Annotated in this window: 15 protein-coding genes; 6 read left to right on the top strand and 9 right to left on the bottom strand. The window is 55.8% G+C overall.

Translation table 11 applies throughout. From position 1 onward, the window contains the following. The 5 genes from ACSZPU_RS03030 to folA form a co-directional block, all read left to right on the top strand. Positions 1 to 1,141, top strand: a 1,141-nt coding sequence (locus ACSZPU_RS03030) for an MFS transporter (protein ID WP_498995338.1), incomplete at its 5' end; no start/stop codon positions are given. An 11-nt stretch (positions 1,142 to 1,152) separates the two neighbouring features. Then, positions 1,153 to 1,656 carry a heme-degrading domain-containing protein gene (locus ACSZPU_RS03035; RefSeq protein ID WP_498995340.1) on the top strand — a complete coding sequence of 168 codons (504 nt, stop codon included), beginning with the start codon at positions 1,153 to 1,155 and terminating at the stop codon, positions 1,654 to 1,656. A 123-nt stretch (positions 1,657 to 1,779) separates the two neighbouring features. After that, positions 1,780 to 2,307, top strand: a complete 528-nt coding sequence (kefF, locus tag ACSZPU_RS03040) for a glutathione-regulated potassium-efflux system oxidoreductase KefF (RefSeq protein WP_498995414.1) — start codon at positions 1,780 to 1,782, stop codon at positions 2,305 to 2,307. Next, positions 2,300 to 4,162, top strand: a complete 1,863-nt coding sequence (kefC, locus tag ACSZPU_RS03045) for a glutathione-regulated potassium-efflux system protein KefC (protein ID WP_498995343.1) — start codon at positions 2,300 to 2,302, stop codon at positions 4,160 to 4,162. Before kefF ends, kefC begins: the two co-directional genes overlap by 8 nt. A 188-nt stretch (positions 4,163 to 4,350) precedes the next feature. Next, entirely contained in the window at positions 4,351 to 4,830 is a 480-nt protein-coding gene (gene folA / locus ACSZPU_RS03050; protein ID WP_498995344.1) for a type 3 dihydrofolate reductase, read from the top strand. Between the two features lie 48 nt (positions 4,831 to 4,878). Here the strand turns inward: folA and apaH are convergent, their stop codons facing one another. The 6 genes from apaH to lptD are packed head-to-tail and all read right to left on the bottom strand — an operon-like array spanning position 4,879 to position 11,591. Further along, entirely contained in the window at positions 4,879 to 5,727 is an 849-nt protein-coding gene (gene apaH / locus ACSZPU_RS03055; RefSeq protein ID WP_498995347.1) for a bis(5'-nucleosyl)-tetraphosphatase (symmetrical) ApaH, read from the bottom strand. A 4-nt stretch (positions 5,728 to 5,731) separates the two neighbouring features. Further along, positions 5,732 to 6,109, bottom strand: a complete 378-nt coding sequence (gene apaG / locus ACSZPU_RS03060; RefSeq protein WP_498995349.1) for a Co2+/Mg2+ efflux facilitator ApaG/CorD — start codon at positions 6,107 to 6,109, stop codon at positions 5,732 to 5,734. A gap of 3 nt (positions 6,110 to 6,112) precedes the next feature. Then, entirely contained in the window at positions 6,113 to 6,934 is an 822-nt protein-coding gene (gene rsmA / locus ACSZPU_RS03065; RefSeq protein ID WP_498995350.1) for a 16S rRNA (adenine(1518)-N(6)/adenine(1519)-N(6))-dimethyltransferase RsmA, read from the bottom strand. Then, complete coding sequence (pdxA, locus tag ACSZPU_RS03070) at positions 6,931 to 7,917, bottom strand: 4-hydroxythreonine-4-phosphate dehydrogenase PdxA (RefSeq protein WP_498995353.1); 987 nt, start codon at positions 7,915 to 7,917, stop codon at positions 6,931 to 6,933. The genes rsmA and pdxA overlap by 4 nt, the downstream gene beginning before the upstream one ends. Beyond that, the gene (gene surA / locus ACSZPU_RS03075) at positions 7,917 to 9,203 is read right to left on the bottom strand and encodes a peptidylprolyl isomerase SurA (protein ID WP_498995355.1); all 1,287 of its coding nucleotides are present in this window, start codon (positions 9,201 to 9,203) and stop codon (positions 7,917 to 7,919) included. Before surA ends, pdxA begins: the two co-directional genes overlap by 1 nt. Positions 9,204 to 9,248: 45 nt before the next feature. Further along, entirely contained in the window at positions 9,249 to 11,591 is a 2,343-nt protein-coding gene (lptD, locus tag ACSZPU_RS03080) for an LPS assembly protein LptD (protein ID WP_498995357.1), read from the bottom strand. Between the two features lie 195 nt (positions 11,592 to 11,786). On the opposite strand from lptD, the gene djlA reads away from it, so the two are divergent. Then, a complete protein-coding gene (gene djlA, locus ACSZPU_RS03085; RefSeq protein WP_498995358.1) occupies positions 11,787 to 12,602 on the top strand; it encodes a co-chaperone DjlA in 816 nt (271 codons plus the stop codon). A gap of 233 nt (positions 12,603 to 12,835) precedes the next feature. On the opposite strand, the gene rluA is transcribed toward djlA, so the two are convergent. The 3 genes from rluA to polB all read right to left on the bottom strand — a co-directional run bounded on the left by rluA (position 12,836) and on the right by polB (position 19,057). Further along, entirely contained in the window at positions 12,836 to 13,495 is a 660-nt protein-coding gene (rluA, locus tag ACSZPU_RS03090; RefSeq protein WP_498995360.1) for a bifunctional tRNA pseudouridine(32) synthase/23S rRNA pseudouridine(746) synthase RluA, read from the bottom strand. Between the two features lie 11 nt (positions 13,496 to 13,506). Next, positions 13,507 to 16,413 (bottom strand): RNA polymerase-associated protein RapA, encoded by a 2,907-nt coding sequence (rapA, locus tag ACSZPU_RS03095; protein ID WP_498995363.1) that lies wholly within the window; start codon positions 16,411 to 16,413, stop codon positions 13,507 to 13,509. Between the two features lie 286 nt (positions 16,414 to 16,699). Further along, complete coding sequence (gene polB / locus ACSZPU_RS03100) at positions 16,700 to 19,057, bottom strand: DNA polymerase II (RefSeq protein WP_498995365.1); 2,358 nt, start codon at positions 19,055 to 19,057, stop codon at positions 16,700 to 16,702. Positions 19,058 to 19,164: the final 107 nt, after the last annotated feature.

Genomic DNA, 19,164 nt, shown 5'->3' on the forward strand with positions numbered 1-19,164 from the left:
CTTATCGGTAGTTAACCCTTCCTCCTACACTCTCCACAATCATGTCCGAGCGTTGCACTTATTATCTGAATTCGCGGCCTGGTCACTGGTGGCGTGGGCGATTGTTTCCCTGGCGACGGGCTTCGTCACGCATGAATATCAGCTGCTGGTGCTGCGCTTTATTCTGGGTGTGTCTGAAGGCGGCATGCTGCCCGTGGTATTAACCATGGTGAGCAACTGGTTCCCGGAAAAAGAGCTGGGCCGGGCCAACGCTTTTGTCATGATGTTTGCCCCGCTCGGCGGCATGTTCACCGCTCCGATTTCCGGGGCGATCATTGCGGCACTCGACTGGCGCTGGCTGTTTATCATCGAAGGCTTGCTCTCTCTCGTGGTGCTGATGGTCTGGTGGTTCCTGATTAGCGACCGTCCGGAAGAAGCGCACTGGCTGCCGGAAAGCGAACGCGAATATCTGGTAACCACGCTGCAACGCGAACGGCAGGCCCGTCTGGCGGAAGAGCCTGTCAGTAATGCGCCGGTCAAAGATGTGTTCCGCAACCCTGGCCTGATGAAGCTGGTTGTCCTCAATTTCTTCTACCAGACCGGCGATTACGGTTATACCCTGTGGCTGCCGAGGATCCTGAAAAATCTCACCGGGGCCAATATGGCCGGGGTGGGGGTACTGGCGATTTTACCTTTTGTCGCCACGCTTGCCGGGATCTACGTGATTTCACTTTTCAGCGACCGTACCGGCAAACGGCGTGCGATGGTGCGTATTTCGCTCTACTGCTTTGCCGCCTGTTTACTGGCATCCGTGGTGCTGAAAGAACACATCGTGGCGGCCTATGTCGCACTGGTGCTGTGTGGTTTCTTCCTCAAAGCGTCAACCAGTCCTTTCTGGTCGATTCCGGGGCGCATTGCATCGCCGGAAGTGGCGGGGAGCGCGCGTGGCGTGATTAACGGGCTGGGGAATCTGGGTGGTTTCTGCGGGCCGTATCTGGTTGGGGTAATGATCTATTTTTACGGGCAAAACGTAGCGGTCTGCGCGCTGGCCGGATCGCTGATCATTGCCGGGACGATAACCTTCCTCCTGCCGAAAAAATGCGACCGTGTGCCGGATGATGCCGCTGCGCTTCGCGGTGATGAAAAACCTCACCGGGCATAAAGGGGAAAACTATGACGCTGGAACAGCACATCGCGCTGTGTGAACGTCACCAGGCACAGCTGCGTTTCCCCTCGTTTGACGCCGCCGATGCCTGGACGCTGGGCAACGCGTTGTATCGTGGGGCTGAGCAAAAAGGCTATGCGCTGGCCATTGAAATCAGAGTTAATCAGGTCTGCCTGTTCAGTGCGCTGATGTCCGGGGCGACGGCGGAGAATATCGACTGGGTGCGACGTAAACGCAACATGGTCGATTTCCTGGGGCTGAGTTCCTGGGCTGCGGGGCTGATGTTGCAGTCCCGCCAGACCACCCTTGCCCAGCGCTATGGTTTAGATTTGCGCGATTACACGGCCTTTGGCGGCAGCTATCCGCTCTATCTGTCCTGCGGGATGTTGATTGGCTCGGTAACGGTTTCCGGCGCGCCGCAGCGTGACGATCACAATCTGGTGCTCAGCACGCTGGCGGCCATGACGGGCCTTGCCGATAGCGAACTGACGCTGGTCCCGGAGCTGCTTTAACCGCGATTTTGGCAGGCACTGTATTGGTGCCTGCCAATCCCGCACAGATTGTCGCTGTTAGCACGACGATTAACTGTCTACACTCAAACAAAAAAGTGTGCAGTGAAAACAGGTTAATCGAGGATTCTGATAATTTATGCCCATCCCTATCCGCAGTATTCCCATGCGAATAAGCGGATGATTGAGCATGCAGGGACCGTAGAGGGCGTGGAAATTCGCTCTCTTTATCACCTCTACCCCGATTTCAATATTGATATCGCCGCTGAGCAGGAGGCGCTAAGTCGCGCTGACCTGGTTGTCTGGCAACATCCCATGCAATGGTACAGCGTACCGCCGCTTCTCAAACTCTGGATTGATAAAGTCCTGGCGCACGGCTGGGCCTATGGCCATGGCGCACGGGCGTTGCAGGGGAAAAGCCTGTTATGGGCGGTCACAACCGGCGGCGGGGATCAGCACTTTGATATCGGCTCCCATCCCGGGTTTGACGTTCTGAGTCAGCCATTGCAGGCCACCGCGCTTTATTGCGGCATGAAATGGCTACCGCCGTTTGCGACCCACTGTACGTTTATCTGCGACGACGAAACCCTGCAGGCGCAGGCTCGCCACTACAAACAAGTGTTGCTCGACTGGCAGGAGGCGCAGCATGGATAGTCATACGCTGATTCAGGCGCTGATTTACCTCGGGGCAGCCGCGCTTATCGTGCCGATCGCGGTGCGTCTGGGACTGGGGGCCGTGCTGGGGTACCTGATCGCCGGCTGTATCATTGGCCCGTGGGGCTTACGGCTGGTGACTGACGCCGAAGCTATTCTCCACTTCGCGGAAATCGGCGTGGTGCTGATGCTGTTTGTGATTGGCCTCGAGCTGGATCCGCAGAGACTGTGGAAGCTGCGCGTGTCGGTTTTTGGCGGCGGCGCGTTACAAATGGTGTCCTGCGGCATTTTGTTGGGCGCGTTTTGTATGGCGCTGGGCCTCGACTGGCCGGTGGCGCTGCTGATTGGTCTGACGCTGGCGCTCTCCTCAACCGCGATTGCCATGCAGGCGATGAATGAGCGCAACCTGACGGTTTCGCAGATGGGGCGCAGCGCGTTTTCCGTGCTGCTGTTCCAGGATATTGCGGCCATTCCGCTGGTGGCGATGATCCCATTACTGGCGAGCAGCGGCGCATCCACAACGGTGGGGGCGTTTGCCCTGTCGGCGCTGAAAGTGGTTGGCGCGCTGGCGCTGGTGGTGGTGCTGGGGCGCTATGTTGCGCGCCCGGCGCTGCGTTTTGTGGCCCGCTCCGGCTTGCGTGAAGTGTTTAGCGCCGTGGCCCTGTTTCTGGTATTTGGCTTCGGTTTATTGCTGGAAGAGGCCGGGTTATCCATGGCGATGGGGGCATTTCTGGCGGGCGTACTGCTGGCGAGCTCGGAATACCGTCACGCACTGGAAAGCGATATCGAGCCGTTTAAAGAGCTGCTGCTGGGACTCTTTTTCATCGGTGTCGGCATGTCGATAGACTTTGGCACCCTGGTGACCCATCCGTTGCGTATCCTGCTCTTGCTGGTCGGTTTCCTGGTCATTAAGACGCTGGTGCTCTGGCTGATTGCCCGCCCGCTGAATGTGCCGGGCAGGCAGCGTCGCTGGTTTGCGGCACTGCTGGGGCAGGGCAGTGAGTTTGCGTTCGTGGTCTTTGGCGCGGCGCAAATGGCCGGTGTGCTCGACCCGGAATGGGTCAAAGCCTTAACCCTGGCAGTGGCTTTGTCTATGGCGGCTACGCCGGTACTGTTAGTCCTGCTGACGCGGCTGGAAAACTCAGCTACCGGGCAGGAGCGGGAAGCGGATGAGATTGATGAGGATGAGCCGCGGGTCATTGTGGCAGGATTCGGCCGCTTCGGCCAAATCGCCGGGCGTCTGCTACTCTCTAGTGGAGTCAAAATGGTCGTTCTCGATCACGACCCGGACCACATCGAAACGCTGCGTAAATTCGGTATGAAGGTCTTTTATGGCGACGCGACGCGCGTGGATCTTCTGGACTCTGCCGGGGCCGGAAAAGCCGAAGTGCTGATCAATGCGATCGACGATCCGCAGGCCAACCTGCAACTCACGGAACTGGCGAAAACCCATTTCCCCAGGCTGCGTATTATCGCCCGTGCTCGCGACGTCGATCACTACATTCGTCTGCGCCAGGTGGGCGTTGAGAAGCCGGAGCGTGAAACGTTTGAAGCGGCGCTGAAAGCGGGGCGTATGGCGCTGGAGGGGTTAGGGCTAGGGCCTTATGAGGCGCGTGAACGGGCCGACCTTTTCCGCCAGTTCAATACGCAGATGGTTGAGGAGATGGCCGGGGTGGATAACACCGCACAGGCCAGAGCGGACGTCTTTAAGCGTACCAGCGCGATGTTGACGGAGATTATCAGCGAAGACCAGGCGCATCTGTCCGTGGTCCAGCGGCATGGCTGGCAGGGGACCAAAGAGGGGCGTCATACGGGGGATATCGCCGATGAACCAGAGGCGAAAGCCCAGCCGTAGCGCGTGTTACGGTTGATTGACGGTTAAGGGGTTGATTCACGGGAAAGTGGAAAGCAAGGTGTCCGATTGCGCGGCGTGGGTTTGCTTACAGATTACGAAAATTTTCTGTCTCTTTACCTGCCGCCAGTCGACGAAAGAATACGCTTTCCGTATAGTGGCGGCAATTTTTTGCATCCGGGAAATTATCAATGATCAGTTTGATTGCGGCGTTAGCGGTGGATCGCGTGATCGGCATGGAGAATGCCATGCCGTGGAACCTACCTGCCGATCTCGCCTGGTTTAAACGCAATACGCTAAACAAACCTGTGGTTATGGGACGCCTGACGTGGGAGTCGATTGGACGCCCGCTGCCAGGCCGTAAAAATATTGTCATCAGCAGCAAGCCGGGCAATGACGATCGCGTGCAGTGGGTCACCTCTGTCGACGCGGCGATTGCCGAGTGTGGCGACGCGGAAGAGATCATGGTGATCGGCGGTGGCCGTGTTTATGAACAGTTCCTGCCGAAAGCACAGAAACTCTATCTGACGCACATTGATGCCGAAGTTGAAGGGGATACCCATTTCCCGGATTACGATCCGGACGACTGGGAGTCGGTATTTAGTGAGTTTAACGATGCGGATGAGCAGAACTCTCACAGCTACTGCTTCGAGATTCTGGAACGTCGGTAATTGTCTGCCCCGGCGGCGTGTGGCGTACCGGGGCGACATCATTCTTGCTTAAGAGGCGACCGCCTCGCCTTCACCCAAATCCATCTGACGGTTTGACGGTTGTACAAACCGGGCTTTATCTTCCCAGCGCAGGCAGGTCAGTGTTCCCCCCCAGCAGCAGCCGGTATCCAGCGCATAAATGCCTTCTGGCGCGCCTTTTCCTTTCAGTGATGCCCAGTGACCAAACACGATGCTGTATTCCTGCGAGACAGGTCCAGGAATGGCAAACCAAGGTTTCAACGGCGCAGGCGCGTATTGCGGAACATCTTTGCAGTACATATCCAGCTCACCGTTCGGGAAGCAGTAGCGCATGCGCGTTAAGGCATTACTGATAAAACGTAGCCGCGCCATTCCGCTTAGCTCCGTCGACCAACTGTTGGGATAGTCGCCGTACATCCCGTCGAGGAAGAACGGATAGGAGTCGCTGGATAGAATGGCTTCAACATCGCGTGCGCACTGTTTGGCTGTGTCCAGATCCCACTGCGGCGTGATACCCGCATGGGCCATCACCAGCTTTTTCTCTTCATCGAGCTGCAACAGCGGCTGACGACGCAGCCAGTTGATCAGATCATCGGCATCGGGCGCTTCCAGTAGCAAATTAAGCCGGTCTTTTGGCTTATTACGGCTGATACCGGCAAACACCGCCAACAGGTGCAGATCGTGGTTACCGAGGACGAGGCGAACGCTATCGCCCAGTGATTTTACGTAGCGCAGTACGTCCAGCGAGCCGGGGCCGCGCGCGACTAAATCACCCGTCAACCATAAGGTGTCCTGCCCAGGTACAAATTGCACCTGATTTAACAATGCGAGCAGTTCATCATAGCAACCATGAACGTCGCCAATAAGATATGTAGACATTGTATCAGTGGATTAGTGTTTGAACGGCAAGTCGGAAGACCGGGATAGCGATGCGGAACGCCTTCCCTTGCGCATCGATCATTTCATAATGGCCCTGCATCGTGCCCATTGGCGTTTCAATTACTGCGCCACTGGTGTACTGATATTCTCCGCCGGGCTCAATGTGCGGCTGGACGCCGACGACACCTTCACCCTGAACCTCAGTCTCACGGCCATTCCCATTGGTGATGAGCCAGTAGCGTTTGAGCAACTGGACCGGTGCCCGCCCCAAATTCCGAATAGTGACGGTGTAAGCGAAAACATAGCGTTCTTCATCAGGTGAAGATTGCGATTCAATGTAGACGCTTTGCACCTGAATCGAGACTCGGGGCGAATTGATCATGACTTAACTCTCCTTCGGCGGCGTATTATCAGTCTGGTAGTTCGCCATCTTGCAATACTGCGCTACAGAGATGTTTTCTGCACGCATCGCCGGATCGATTCCCAGCTCCGTCAGCACCTCAACAGAGAAGATATTTCCGAGGCTGTTGCGGATCGTTTTACGGCGCTGGTTAAAGGCTTCCGTGGTGATCCGGCTCAGCACCCGGACTTCTTTCACCGGATGTGGCAACGTGCGGTGTGGTACCAGACGCACGACAGCTGAATCCACCTTAGGCGGCGGCGTAAAGGCTGTTGGCGGCACTTCCAGTACCGGGATAATCTGGCAATAGTATTGCGCCATGACGCTTAAACGACCATACGCCTTACTGTTTGGCCCTGCAACCAGACGATTGACGACCTCTTTTTGCAACATAAAGTGCATGTCGGCAATGGCATCAGTATAGCTAAACAGATGGAACATCAGCGGTGTAGAGATGTTATAAGGCAGATTGCCAAACACGCGCAGCGGCTGACCCATGGTCTGCGACAGCTCGCCGAAATTCATGGCCATCGCATCTTGCTGAAAAATCGTCAGCTTCGGCCCGAGGAACGGGTGCGTTTGCAGACGTGCCGCCAGGTCGCGGTCCAGCTCGATAACGGTGAGTTTATCCAGACGTTCGCCAACTGGCTCGGTCAGCGCGGCAAGGCCTGGGCCGATTTCGACCATCGCCTGGCCTTTTTGCGGATTGATAGCCGAAACAATACTGTCGATCACAAACTGATCGTTGAGGAAGTTTTGCCCGAAGCGTTTACGGGCTAAGTGGCCCTGATGGACTCGATTAGTCATTGAGTATTAACAATCATGGTGATGGCGAGATTAAGCGCCGTAATAAAACTGCCGACATCGGCTTTTCCCTGACCCGCCAGTTCCAGCGCGGTGCCATGATCCACAGATGTACGAATAAAAGGTAAACCGAGCGTAATGTTCACGCCACGGCCAAAGCCCTGGTATTTTAGCACGGGCAGGCCCTGATCGTGGTACATCGCCAGTACGGCGTCGGCATTATCAAGGTATTTGGGCTGGAAAAGCGTATCGGCAGGCAGTGGACCGCTAAGGTTCATGCCTTTGGCACGCATTTCATCAAGAACCGGAATGATCGTGTCGATCTCTTCGGTGCCCATATGCCCGCCTTCCCCGGCGTGCGGGTTCAGGCCACATACCAGAACATGCGGCTGGCGGATGCCAAATTTCTGCTGCAAATCGGTATGCAAAATGGTGATGACGTCACGCAGCAAGTCTGGCGTTATGGCCTCTGCGACCGCTTTGATCGGCAGATGGGTCGTCGCCAGCGCGACGCGTAACTCTTCTGTTGCCAGCATCATCACTACTTTGCTGACGCGCGAGCGCTCTTCGAAGAATTCCGTATGCCCGGTGAAGGGCGTACCCGCGTCGTTGATTACCCCTTTGTGCACGGGGCCGGTGATCAGCGCAGCAAACTCGCCGCTCAGACAACCATCGCAGGCGCGGGCCAGCGTGTCGACCACGTAAGGCCCATTCTGGACGTTCAGCTCACCCGGTACCACCGACGTCTTAAGTGCGATTGGCAATACGGTAAGGCTTCCGGCCTGTTGTGCAAGGGCGGGGGGTTCTGCGTTGTACTCACGCAAAGTGAGGGGCAAACCCAACTGCGCCGCACGCGCGGTCAGCAGCGCCGGATCGGCACACACCACTAACTCAACGGGCCAGTCACGCTGGGCGAGTTGTACGACCAAATCAGGACCAATCCCGGCGGGTTCGCCGGGAGTGATAACGACACGATGTACGTTCATTAGTTGCTCAGGATTTTAACGTAAGCACTGGCGCGCTGTTCCTGCATCCAGGTTGCCGCTTCTTCGGAGAATTTGCGGTTCATCAGCATGCGGTAAGCACGATCTTTTTGCGCAGCGTCGGTTTTATCGACGTTACGGGTGTCCAGTAGTTCAATCAGGTGCCAGCCGAAGGAAGAGTGTACCGGGGCGCTCATCTGGCCACGGTTCAGCTTCATCAATGCATCACGGAATGCCGGATCGTAGATGTCAGCAGCCGCCCAACCCATGTCGCCACCCTGGTTAGCAGATCCTGGATCCTGGGAGAACTCTTTTGCCGCCGCAGCAAAGGTCGTTTTACCGCTCTTAATATCTGCCGCAATCTGTTCCAGTTTCACACGTGCCTGGTCATCACTCATGATCGGTGATGGTTTTAATAGAATGTGGCGAGCGTGGACTTCGGTCACGGAAATGCTCTGGCTCTGGCCACGCAGATCGTTCACTCGCAGGATATGGAAGCCAACGCCTGAACGGATTGGACCAATGACGTCGCCTTTTTTCGCCGTGCTCAGCGCCTGAGCGAAGATAGACGGTAGCTCCTGAATACGACCCCAGCCCATCTGGCCGCCTTTCAGCGCCTGCTGGTCGGCAGAATAGGTGATTGCCAGTTTGCCAAAATCACCGCCATTACGCGCTTCGTCAACAATAGAACGCGCCTGGCTTTCAGCTTCATTCACCTGGTCAGAGGTTGGGTTTTCCGGCAGCGGAATCAGGATGTGGCTCAGGTTCAATTCGGTGCTGGCGTCGTTTTGGTTGCCCACTTGCTTAGCCAGCGCGTCAACTTCCTGCGGCAGCACGGTGATGCGACGACGCACTTCGTTGTTGCGTACTTCGGCAATGGTCATCTCTTTGCGGATCTGGCTACGGTAGGTGTTGTAGTTCACACCGTCGTAAGCCAGACGGCTGCGCATCTGATCCATGGAGAGGTTGTTTTGTTTAGCGATATTCGCGATGGCCTGATCGAGCTGATCGTCGGTCACCTTGACGTTCATTTTCGTCGCCATCTGCAGAATGATTTGATCCATGATCAGACGTTCGAGAATCTGATGACGTAGCGTCGCATCATCAGGCAACTGCTGACCTGCCTGACCCGCGTTCAGCTTCACGGATTGCATCAAACCATCAACGTCGCTTTCGAGCACCACGCCGTTGTTCACGACGGCAGCGACTTTATCGACAACTTGCGGTGCAGCGAAACTGGTATTCGCAACCATAGCGATACCGAGAAGCAGCGTTTTCCAGTTCTTCATACTTTTTCCATTTCAATTAACCGATAACTTTGCAAATCAACCACATCATAACGAGCTACGGTACGGCAGAATATTTGAGCGCAGCATTTGATGCGTGCCCAGGCCGTAATTCGAGCTCAAACCGCGCAACTCAATTTTGAAACCGATGACGTTGTCATACTTGCTTTGGTTGTTTTCCCAGCCGTTGATTTTGCGTTCATACCCAACGCGAATGGCATAACAGCAGGAGTTATACTGCAGACCTAACATCTGGTCGGCAGGCTTTCTTGTATTGGTATCGTAGTAGTAAGCCCCGACGACGGACCAGCGGTCGACGATCGGCCAACTTGCTGCTGCACCAACTTGCGAAATCCCGTCTTTATATTGTTCTACGGTCGCGTAGCCTGGCAGCGTAGCCTGGATATATTCCGGGCTGGCATAGCGATAACTGAGCTGTACCATACGGTCTTCATCGCGGCGATATTCAATCGACGTGCTGCTGTTAGCGATGTTGTTCAGACGCGTGTCATACTGCACGCCGCCACGTAAGCCCCAGCGATCTGAAATGCGCCAGTACGTATCGCCCGCCCACACCAGTGAACCCGTTTTGTTGTCTTTCTCCCAGTTGATGTTGTCATCGCCAGTGCGTGACTCCGTGAAATAGTAGATTTGACCAACAGAAACGTTAAAACGTTCAACGGCAGCATCATCATAAATTCGGGATGTGACGCCGGTGGTGACCTGGTTCGCCGATGCGATGCGATCCAGACCACTATAGGTACGGTCACGGAACAGGCCGCTATAGTCGGATTGCAGCAGCGTGGAGTCGTAGTTATTGATGCCGCTCTGGTTGCGATACGGCACATACAGGTACTGGGCGCGCGGTTCCAGCGTCTGGGTGTATCCTTCCGCCAGATTCATATCACGCTCGAAAATCAGCTTCCCGTCGACCTTAAACTGCGGCATCACACGGTTGACGGACTCTTTGTAATCGGTGCCGTTAGATTCGTTGTACGCATCAAGATTGGTTTGCTGATAGTGCGTTGCCAGCAATTTAGCTTCGGTATCGAGGCTACTCCAGTTATTCGACAACGGCAGGTTCAGCGTCGGTTCAAGGTGAACACGCGTAGCTTCCGGGTTATTGGAGTTGGTATTAACAAAATGCACCGCCTGACCATAGATATGCGCGTCAAACGGACCTAAATCGTTTTTGTAGTAATTCACATCCAACTGGGGTTCAGCAGCATAGGAATTACTGTTCTCACGGTTAAATACCTGGAACTGTTTGGTTGATACGGTGGCGTTGAAATTCTCCAGCCCATAACCGAGGCTGAATTTCTGCGTGGCGTAACCATCAGTACTGGAACCGTATTTCGACGAAAAATCGTTAAAATAGTACGGATCGCTGACTTTGGTGTAATCGACGTTGAAACGCCATACCTGATCCATCACGCCGGAGTGGTTCCAGTAGAACAACCAGCGATGACGATTCGATTCGGCAGGATAGTCATCCTGATAGACGTTATCCGACGGTAAATAGTCGAACTCAACCAGGCCCGCACCCGCCTGTGTCAGGTAGCGGAATTCGTTCTGCCACTGAATATTGCCGCGTTTTTCAATGTAATGCGGGGTGATCGTGGCATCGAAGTTGGGGGCAATGTTCCAGTAGTACGGCAGATAAAACTCAAAGCCATTGTTCGTGCCGTACTTCGCATTCGGGATCAGGAAACCTGAACGGCGCTTGTCACCTACCGGCAACTGCAGGTAAGGACTGTAGAAAATCGGTACCGGGCCGAGCTTGAAGCGCGCGTTCCAGATTTCAGCAACCTGCTCTTCACGGTCATGAATGACTTCGCTACCCACGACGCTCCAGGTATCCGAGCCCGGCAAGCAAGAGGTGAAAGAACCGTTCTCAAGAATGGTGTAACGGTTTTCGCCGCGCTGTTTCATCAGGTCGGCGTTACCGCGCCCCTGACGCCCCACCATCTGGTAGTCACCTTCCCAGACGTTGGTGTCTTTAGTATTCAAATTTGCCCAGGCTTTCGGACCTTTCAGGATGACCTGATTGTCGTCGTAGTGCACATTACCCAGTGCATCCACTGTACGCACCGGGTCAGTCTGGCCTTCCACCTGTTTCTGATGAAGTTGAACTTCATCGGCCTGCAGGCGGCTATTACCCTGATTAATATCCACATTGCCACTAAAGTTGGCATTGTCAGGGTAGTTACCTTTGGCGTGATCGGCGTTGATGGTCACAGGCAGATTGTTGGTATCGCCTGTCACCAATGGACGGTTGTAGCTGGGAACGCCAAGCATACATTGCGAGGCGAGACTGGCTGACATCCCTTGTTGACTGTAGAGGGCTGTGCCGATCATTGTGGCCAGGAGGGTGGGAATACGTTTTTTCATACGTTGTATTTGTTGTTCCGTCATCTGTGGCTTTACGCTGGCAAACGGTCAGAGACTAACGTACTCATCTTCGCAGCGCTAGTTAATCCTGCCCGTTTTCGAGCCAGGTCAGAGAAGACTGTGCCTGTGCACGGCATAGAATGACGGGTATGATAAAGCAAATTTTAGCCGACGGCATGACGATTTGGGGAGTATATGCAGTATTGGGGGAAAGTGGTTGGTGTGGTTTTCGCTCTGATCATGGGCGGAGGCTTTTGGGGCGCGGTTCTGGGACTGTTAATCGGCCACATGTTTGATAAGGCGCGCAGCCGAAAAATGGCGTGGTTTGCCAATCAACGTGAACGTCAGACGCTCTTTTTTGCCACCACCTTTGAGGTGATGGGCCATTTAACAAAATCCAAAGGACGCGTGACGCAGGCCGATATTCAGGTTGCCAGTCTGTTTATGGACCGGATGAACCTGCACGGTGACTCCCGTGCGGCGGCGCAACAGGCCTTTCGCGTAGGGAAAGCGGATAACTACCCATTACGTGACAAAATGCGTCAGTTTCGCAGTGTTTGCTTCGGACGCTTCGATTTAATCAGAATGTTCCTGGAAATACAGATTCAGGCGGCATTTGCTGATGGCTCGTTGCACCCTAACGAACGTGAAGTGCTGTACGTTATTGCCGAAGAGTTGGGGATCTCCCGCGGGCAGTTCGATCAGTTCTTGCGCATGATGCAGGGTGGGGCGCAGTTTGGCGGCGGCTATCAGCAGCAAGCGGGCGGTAGCTGGCAGCAGCAGGCGCAGCGTGGCCCGACCCTCGAAGATGCCTGTAACGTGCTGGGCGTGAAGCCGACGGACGATGCCACCACCATTAAGCGCGCCTATCGTAAGCTGATGGGCGAGCACCATCCGGATAAACTGGTGGCGAAAGGGCTACCGCCAGAGATGATGGAAATGGCGAAGCAGAAAGCGCAGGAAATTCAGAAGGCTTACGAGCTCATCAAAGAGCAGAAAGGATTTAAGTAAGTTGCGGTCTAGCGTACTAGCCAGATTATCCCCGGGCTGTTGCTCGCAATCCTCACGTACTTTGAGTTCGCTCTGGTTGCTGTGCGCGGGCCGTGAATAATCTGCCCGCCATCGCTGGCTTGGCGTTAGGCTCCGCAATAACCCCGGGAGTCGGCGTAAAACGCCTCGCCCGGGCTAATGGCTGGGTAGCCCGGATAAGGCGAAGCCGCATCCTGGATGAGAGCAGCGTTAACTCAGAAATCCACCGGCGCTTTGAATGTCATGCTGTTGCCATACGCCGGGTGGGTTATCGTCAATGTCTCCGCATGCAGTTGCAAACGTGGTGCCATCGCTAACGCCTCGTCGTGGGCGTAGAACCTGTCGCCCAGAATCGGGTGCCCCAGCGCCAGCATATGCACACGCAGCTGGTGCGAGCGCCCGGTAATCGGCTTGAGCCGCACGCGCGTGGTGTTGTCGGCAGCGAACTCCAGCACCTCATACTCGGTCTGCGCGGGTTTACCGGTTTCATAGCAGACTTTTTGCTTCGGGCGATTCGGCCAGTCGCAAATCAGCGGCAGATCCACCAGTCCCTCTTCTTTCTCCAGATGCCCCCAAACGCGCGCCACATATTGCTTTTTCGGTTCGCGTTCGCGGAACTGGCGCTTGAGTTCGCGCTCCGCCGCTTTGGTCAGAGCCACCACAATCACGCCGCTGGTCGCCATGTCCAGACGATGCACGGATTCCGCCAGCGGAAAATCGCGCTGAATACGCGTCATCACACTGTCCTTGTGCTCTTCAAGACGTCCCGGCACGGACAACAGACCGCTCGGCTTGTTGACCACCATAATCTGCTCATCCTGATAGAGGATGGTCAGCCAGGGATCCTGAGGCGGATTGTAGGACTCCATTACCATAGCCTGCTCCGTTACTGATGCGTCACGACGATAAGACGCAGCGCGTCAAGACGCCAGCCTGCCTGAGAAAGGCTTTCCAGCACCTGCTGGCGATTGCTCTCGATGGCGCTCAGTTCGTCGTCACGAATGTTCGGGTTGACGGCTTTGAGGGCTTCGAGGCGCGACAGCTCTGCGGACAGTTTTTCGTCCGCTTCGGTTTTCGCGGCGTCAATCAGCGCCTGGGCAGCTTTCTCCACCTGGACTTCACCTTTCTGCAGAATAGTGTGGACATCCTGCTGTACCGCATTCACCAGTTTGCTACCGGTATGACGATTCACCGCGCTGAGCTGACGGTTGAAACTTTCAAACTCGACCTGGCCTGCGAGGTTGGTTCCGTTTTTATCGACCAGCAGACGGATTGGCGTCGGTGGCAGGAAACGCGTTAATTGCAGCTGTTTCGGTGCCTGTGCCTCAACGACGTAAATCAGTTCCAGCAGCAGCGTACCGACAGGCAGGGCCTTGTTCTTCAACAATGAAATAGTGCTGCTGCTGGTATCGTCAGAGAGGATCAGATCCAGCCCGTTGCGGATCAGTGGGTGCTCCCAGGTAATAAACTGGGCGTCTTCGCGGGACAGTGCCACTTCGCGTTCAAAAGTGATGGTACAGCCATCTTCCGGCAGGCCCGGGAAGTCCGGTACCAGCATATGGTCGGATGGGGTCAGCACAATCATGTTCTCGCCGCGATCGTCCTGGTTAATACCGACGATATCAAACAAGTTCATAGCGAAGTTGATCAGACCGGTGTCATCGTCTTGCTCTTCAATGCTCTCTGCCAGCGCCTGCGCTTTTTCACCGCCGTTAGAGTGGATTTCCAGCAGGCGGTCGCGACCTTGTTCAAGCTGTACTTTCAGCGCGTCATGCTGTTCGCGGCAGGTCTTGATCAGGTCATCAAAGCCTTCGGTCTGTTCCGGGGACGCCAGATAACCGATCAGGCTGGTGTGAACTTTGTCATAAATTGCGCGACCGGTCGGGCAGGTGTGCTCGAACGCGTCCAGACCTTCGTGGTACCAGCGCACCAGCACGGATTGTGCGGTTTTTTCCAGATAAGGCACGTGGATCTGAATGTCGTGCGCCTGGCCGATACGGTCCAGACGGCCGATACGCTGCTCCAGCAGGTCCGGGTTGAACGGCAGATCGAACATTACCAGATTGCTGGCGAACTGGAAGTTACGCCCTTCGGAGCCGATTTCAGAGCACAACAGCACCTGTGCGCCGCTGTCTTCTTCACCGAACCAGGCCGCCGCACGGTCACGTTCGATAATCGACATACCTTCATGGAAGACGGCTGCGCGAATACCTTCACGCTCGCGTAATACCTGCTCCAGCTGCAGCGCGGTGGCGGCTTTGGCACAGATCACGAGAACTTTCTGTGAACGATGGCTGGTCAGATAGCCCATCAGCCACTCGACGCGCGGGTCGAAGTTCCACCAGGTACCGGTGTCGCCTTCGAATTCCTGATAAATCTGTTCCGGGTAGAGCATATCGCGGGCGCGATCTTCGGCGCTTTTGCGCGCACCCATGATACCGGAGACTTTAATCGCCGTTTGATACTGCGTCGGCAGCGGCAGCTTGATGGTGTGCAGCTCGCGTTTAGGGAAGCCTTTCACGCCGTTACGGGTGTTACGGAACAGCACGCGGCTGGTGCCGTGGCGGTCCATTAACATCGAAATCAGCTCCTGACGCGCGGCCTCAGCGCCATCGCGGTCGCTGTTGGCAGCCTGCAGCAGCGGCTCGATGTCCTGTTCGCCAATCAGGTCGCTCAGGGTATTAAGCTCATTATCATTCAGGCGTTTGCCTGCCAGCAGCAGAGCGACCGCATCGGCGACCGGACGGTAATTTTGCTGCTCGTCAACGAACTGGGTGAAATCGTGGAAACGGTTTGGATCCAGCAGGCGCAGACGCGCAAAGTGGCTCTCAAGGCCCAGCTGTTCCGGGGTTGCGGTCAGCAGCAGGATGCCCGGCACACGCTCAGCCAGCTGTTCAATGGCCTGATATTCGCGGCTGGGGGCCTCTTCGCTCCACACCAGGTGATGAGCTTCATCCACCACCATCAAATCCCATTCCGCATCGCACAGGTGCTCCAGGCGTTGCTTGCTGCGGCGCACAAAGTCCAGCGAGCAAATCACCAGCTGTTCTGTTTCGAAAGGGTTGTCGGCATCGTGCTGTGCTTCGGCATAGCGCTCGTCGTCAAACAGCGCAAAGCGCAGGTTGAAGCGACGCAGCATTTCGACCAGCCACTGGTGTTGCAGGGTTTCCGGCAGAATGATCAGCACACGTTCCGCAGCGCCTGAGAGCAGCTGCTGGTGCAGTATCATCCCGGCTTCGATGGTTTTACCTAAGCCGACTTCGTCCGCCAGCAGTACGCGTGGCGCATGGCGGCGACCAACATCATGGGCGATATGCAACTGGTGAGGGATCAGGCTGGTACGCTGACCGCGCAGCCCGCTCCACGGCATACGATACTGTTCACTTTGATATTTACGCGCGCGAAAACGCAGCGCAAAGCGGTCCATACGGTCAATTTGCCCGGCGAACAGGCGGTCCTGCGGCTTGCTGAAAATCAGTTTGCTGTCGAGAAAGACCTCGCGCAGCATAACGTTGGTTTCCTGCGTATCCAGGCGTGTACCGATATAGGCGAGCAGGCCGTTTTCTTCTTTTACGTCTTCAACAGTCAGCTGCCAGCCTTCGTGGCTGGTTACCGTATCGCCAGGATTAAACATTACGCGTGTAACGGGGGAATCGCTGCGTGCATACAGACGATTTTCTCCCGTCGCGGGAAAAAGCAGAGTAACGGTTCGCGCATCCATCGCTACGACTGTACCCAGTCCGAGTTCGCTTTCCGTGTCGCTTATCCAGCGTTGACCAAGTGTAAAGGGCATAAATTGAACTCTATATCTCAAATTGCAGGCAATAGTTCGTCACCGCCTGAGAATCAGGCGGACGTCTAAGTTTGGGGCCAGGAATAGAAAGGGCGCTATGGTACTGGATGGCAATGCTTTCGTCACTCTCGTTATGCCCGTTGTTTTGCAAGTCGCCTCGTTGTTGGCATCCTGGTCACATTGTTCACAATGTGCCTGAAAACGTTCTCAACAATGGCCGCGAAGCAACCTGCAATCCAGAAGTACAAACGGTGGCGCGATGTTACCGCACCAGACGGATGCGAAATCAAAACAATCCCAGTTGCCCTGTCAGTAGTGTAGCAAAATCATCGTCAGTGAAGGGCAGTATTCCATCGGCGACCGGCTGAAGTTGTTTGGTCAGGTAGTGATCGTAGTCCAGTGGCGCTTGCTGATAATCCACTGGCTCCGGTCCTTGTGTCGTCCAGACATACTTGATGGTTCCCCGATTTTGATACTGCGCCGGGCGTCCGCGTTTTAGATTTTGTTCATCTGCGAGTCGCGCCGCGCGAACGTGGGGGGGCACGTTACGCTCGTAGTCCGCCAGCGGGCGGCGCAGACGCTTGCGATAGACCAACTGGTCATCCAGCTCACCTGCCATCAGCTTATCGATGGTCTCCCGCACATAGTCCTGGTAGGGTTCGTTGCGAAAAATACGCAAATAGAGCGCCTTCTGGAATTGCTGCGCCAGCGGCGTCCAGTCGGTTCGCACCGTCTCCAGCCCTTTAAACACCATCCGCTGTTCTTCGCCGTCCTGAATCAATCCGGCGTAGCGCTTCTTACTCCCCTGGTCCGTGCCGCGAATGGTCGGCATCAGAAAGCGGCAAAAATGGGTTTCGAACTCCAGTTCCATGGCGCTGGTCAGGTTTTGCGACTGGAGATGCGTCGTCCACCAGCTATTGACGTGTGCAACCAGTTCGCGACCAATACGCGCGGCATCGGCCTCGTTATGGGCTTTTTTGAGCCAGACAAAGGTGGAGTCCGTATCGCCGTAAATGACGTCGTAGCCCTGTGCTTCGATCAGTGCTTTGGTCTGCCGCATGATCTCATGGCCGCGCATGGTGATCGATGAGGCCAGTCGCGGATCGAAAAAGCGGCAGGCGCTGGTGCCCAGCACGCCATAAAAGGCATTCATGATGATCTTAAGTGCCTGCGACAGCGGCTTGTTGCCCACTCGCTTGGCTTCATCGCGCCCGTGCCAGATCTGGCCGACGATTTCCGGCAGGCAATGGGTTTGCCGGGAGAACCAGGCACCGAGAAAACCTTCGGTACTGTGTTCGGCGTCAGGCTGTGCCATCCCTTCTACCAGACCCACCGGATCGATTAAGAAGGTGCGGATGATCGAGGGGTAAAGGCTTTTGTAATCCAGCACCAGCACGGAATCGTACAGGCCCGGACGCGAATCCATCACGTAGCCGCCGGGGCTTGCCTGTGGTGGAACGTCGCCGAGATTTGGCGCGACATAGCCCGCCCGGTGCATGCGTGGAAAATAGAGGTGGCCAAACGCGGCTACCGATCCGCCATGTCTGTCGATCGCCAGGCCGTTTACCGTGGCACGCTCCAGCAAGAACGGCATGATCTCCGTTTTGTGGAAGATGCGCGTCACCAGCTCGCAATCTTTCAGGTTGTAGGTGGCAAGCGCGGGTTTGTTCTCGGCAAAGCGACGATCGATTTCGTCCATCCGATCCCACGGGTTATCGATCGCTTTACCTTCGCCCAGGAGTTCCTGGGAGACCGTTTCCAGCGAAAACGAGGAGAAGTTCCAGAAGGCGGATTTGAGCGCTTCAATCCCGTCAATAATCACCCGACCGGTCGCCTGGGCGAAGAAGACGCCGTTTTTGAAGCCGTGCTCGCGCCATTCAAGCGGCTGGTTACCGCGCCCGAGTAACAGCGGGATACGGTAGCGCTCGGCGCTCTTTTGCAGGACGCGCAGGTCAAACTGCACGACGTTCCAGCCGATGAGCACATCGGGATCGTGCTGTGCAAACCAGGCGTTAAGTTTTTCCAGCAGTTGCGGGCGGCTGGCGACATACTCGAGATGAAAATCCAGCCCGCTGGCATCACCGTTTTCCGGGCCTAGCATATAGACCGTGCGCTGGCCACATCCCTCCAGACCGATGCAGTAAAGCTCGCCGTTACGGGTGGTTTCGATATCCAGCGAGACCCATTTGAGGGACGGACGATAGTGCGGATTGGGTTTCAGGCGCGCATTGATCAACTGCTCGCCGCGCGGGTCGCCATCCACCCACACCGGTGCGGTAATAAAGCGCTCCATCAGAAAGCGTTCCGGTGGGCGGACGTCGGCTTCATATACCGTGACGCCGCCGTCGCGCAGCAGCTTTTCATAGCGCATCAGTTGACGGTGCGCGCGGCAATACAGCCCCTGAACCGGCTGGCGATGGAAGTCCTTAAGTTGCAGCGGCGTGAGACGATACTGGCTTTCTCCGACAAGCAAACGCTGTGCCTGGCTGACCTGTGTGGCTGGAATAAATGCGACCGATTCTTGTGGCGGCAAAAAGACCTGCAGCGGCCCGTTATCCGTCGCCAGCCAGAATTCCACCTCGGTTCCCTGTGGCGTGTCCCGCCAGTGGCGGGTCAGTAAAAAGCCTTCTCGCGCTTGCGTCACACCGTTCTCTCATCACGTCATTATCGGCGAGATTATAGCCTGGATTGCGCAGAAATACTGATTTTTTGTACAGGTATGTGGTTTGCGACTGGTGCTGCGCGTAGCCT

This window comes from Phytobacter sp. V69, assembly GCF_965644215.1.
Classification (GTDB): Bacteria; Pseudomonadota; Gammaproteobacteria; order Enterobacterales; family Enterobacteriaceae; genus Phytobacter.

Excerpts from the sequence above, each read along its gene's own strand:
- kefC (WP_498995343.1), top strand. The coding sequence starts at position 2,300 with ATGGATAGTCATACGCTGATTCAGGCGCTGATTTACCTCGGGGCAGCC.
- ACSZPU_RS03035 (WP_498995340.1), top strand. The coding sequence starts at position 1,153 with ATGACGCTGGAACAGCACATCGCGCTGTGTGAACGTCACCAGGCACAG.
- rsmA (WP_498995350.1), bottom strand. The coding sequence starts at position 6,934 with ATGACTAATCGAGTCCATCAGGGCCACTTAGCCCGTAAACGCTTCGGG.
- djlA (WP_498995358.1), top strand. The coding sequence starts at position 11,787 with ATGCAGTATTGGGGGAAAGTGGTTGGTGTGGTTTTCGCTCTGATCATG.
- apaH (WP_498995347.1), bottom strand. The coding sequence starts at position 5,727 with ATGTCTACATATCTTATTGGCGACGTTCATGGTTGCTATGATGAACTG.
- lptD (WP_498995357.1), bottom strand. The coding sequence starts at position 11,591 with ATGAAAAAACGTATTCCCACCCTCCTGGCCACAATGATCGGCACAGCC.
- pdxA (WP_498995353.1), bottom strand. The coding sequence starts at position 7,917 with ATGAACGTACATCGTGTCGTTATCACTCCCGGCGAACCCGCCGGGATT.
- folA (WP_498995344.1), top strand. The coding sequence starts at position 4,351 with ATGATCAGTTTGATTGCGGCGTTAGCGGTGGATCGCGTGATCGGCATG.
- apaG (WP_498995349.1), bottom strand. The coding sequence starts at position 6,109 with ATGATCAATTCGCCCCGAGTCTCGATTCAGGTGCAAAGCGTCTACATT.
- surA (WP_498995355.1), bottom strand. The coding sequence starts at position 9,203 with ATGAAGAACTGGAAAACGCTGCTTCTCGGTATCGCTATGGTTGCGAAT.
- rapA (WP_498995363.1), bottom strand. The coding sequence starts at position 16,413 with ATGCCCTTTACACTTGGTCAACGCTGGATAAGCGACACGGAAAGCGAA.
- rluA (WP_498995360.1), bottom strand. The coding sequence starts at position 13,495 with ATGGTAATGGAGTCCTACAATCCGCCTCAGGATCCCTGGCTGACCATC.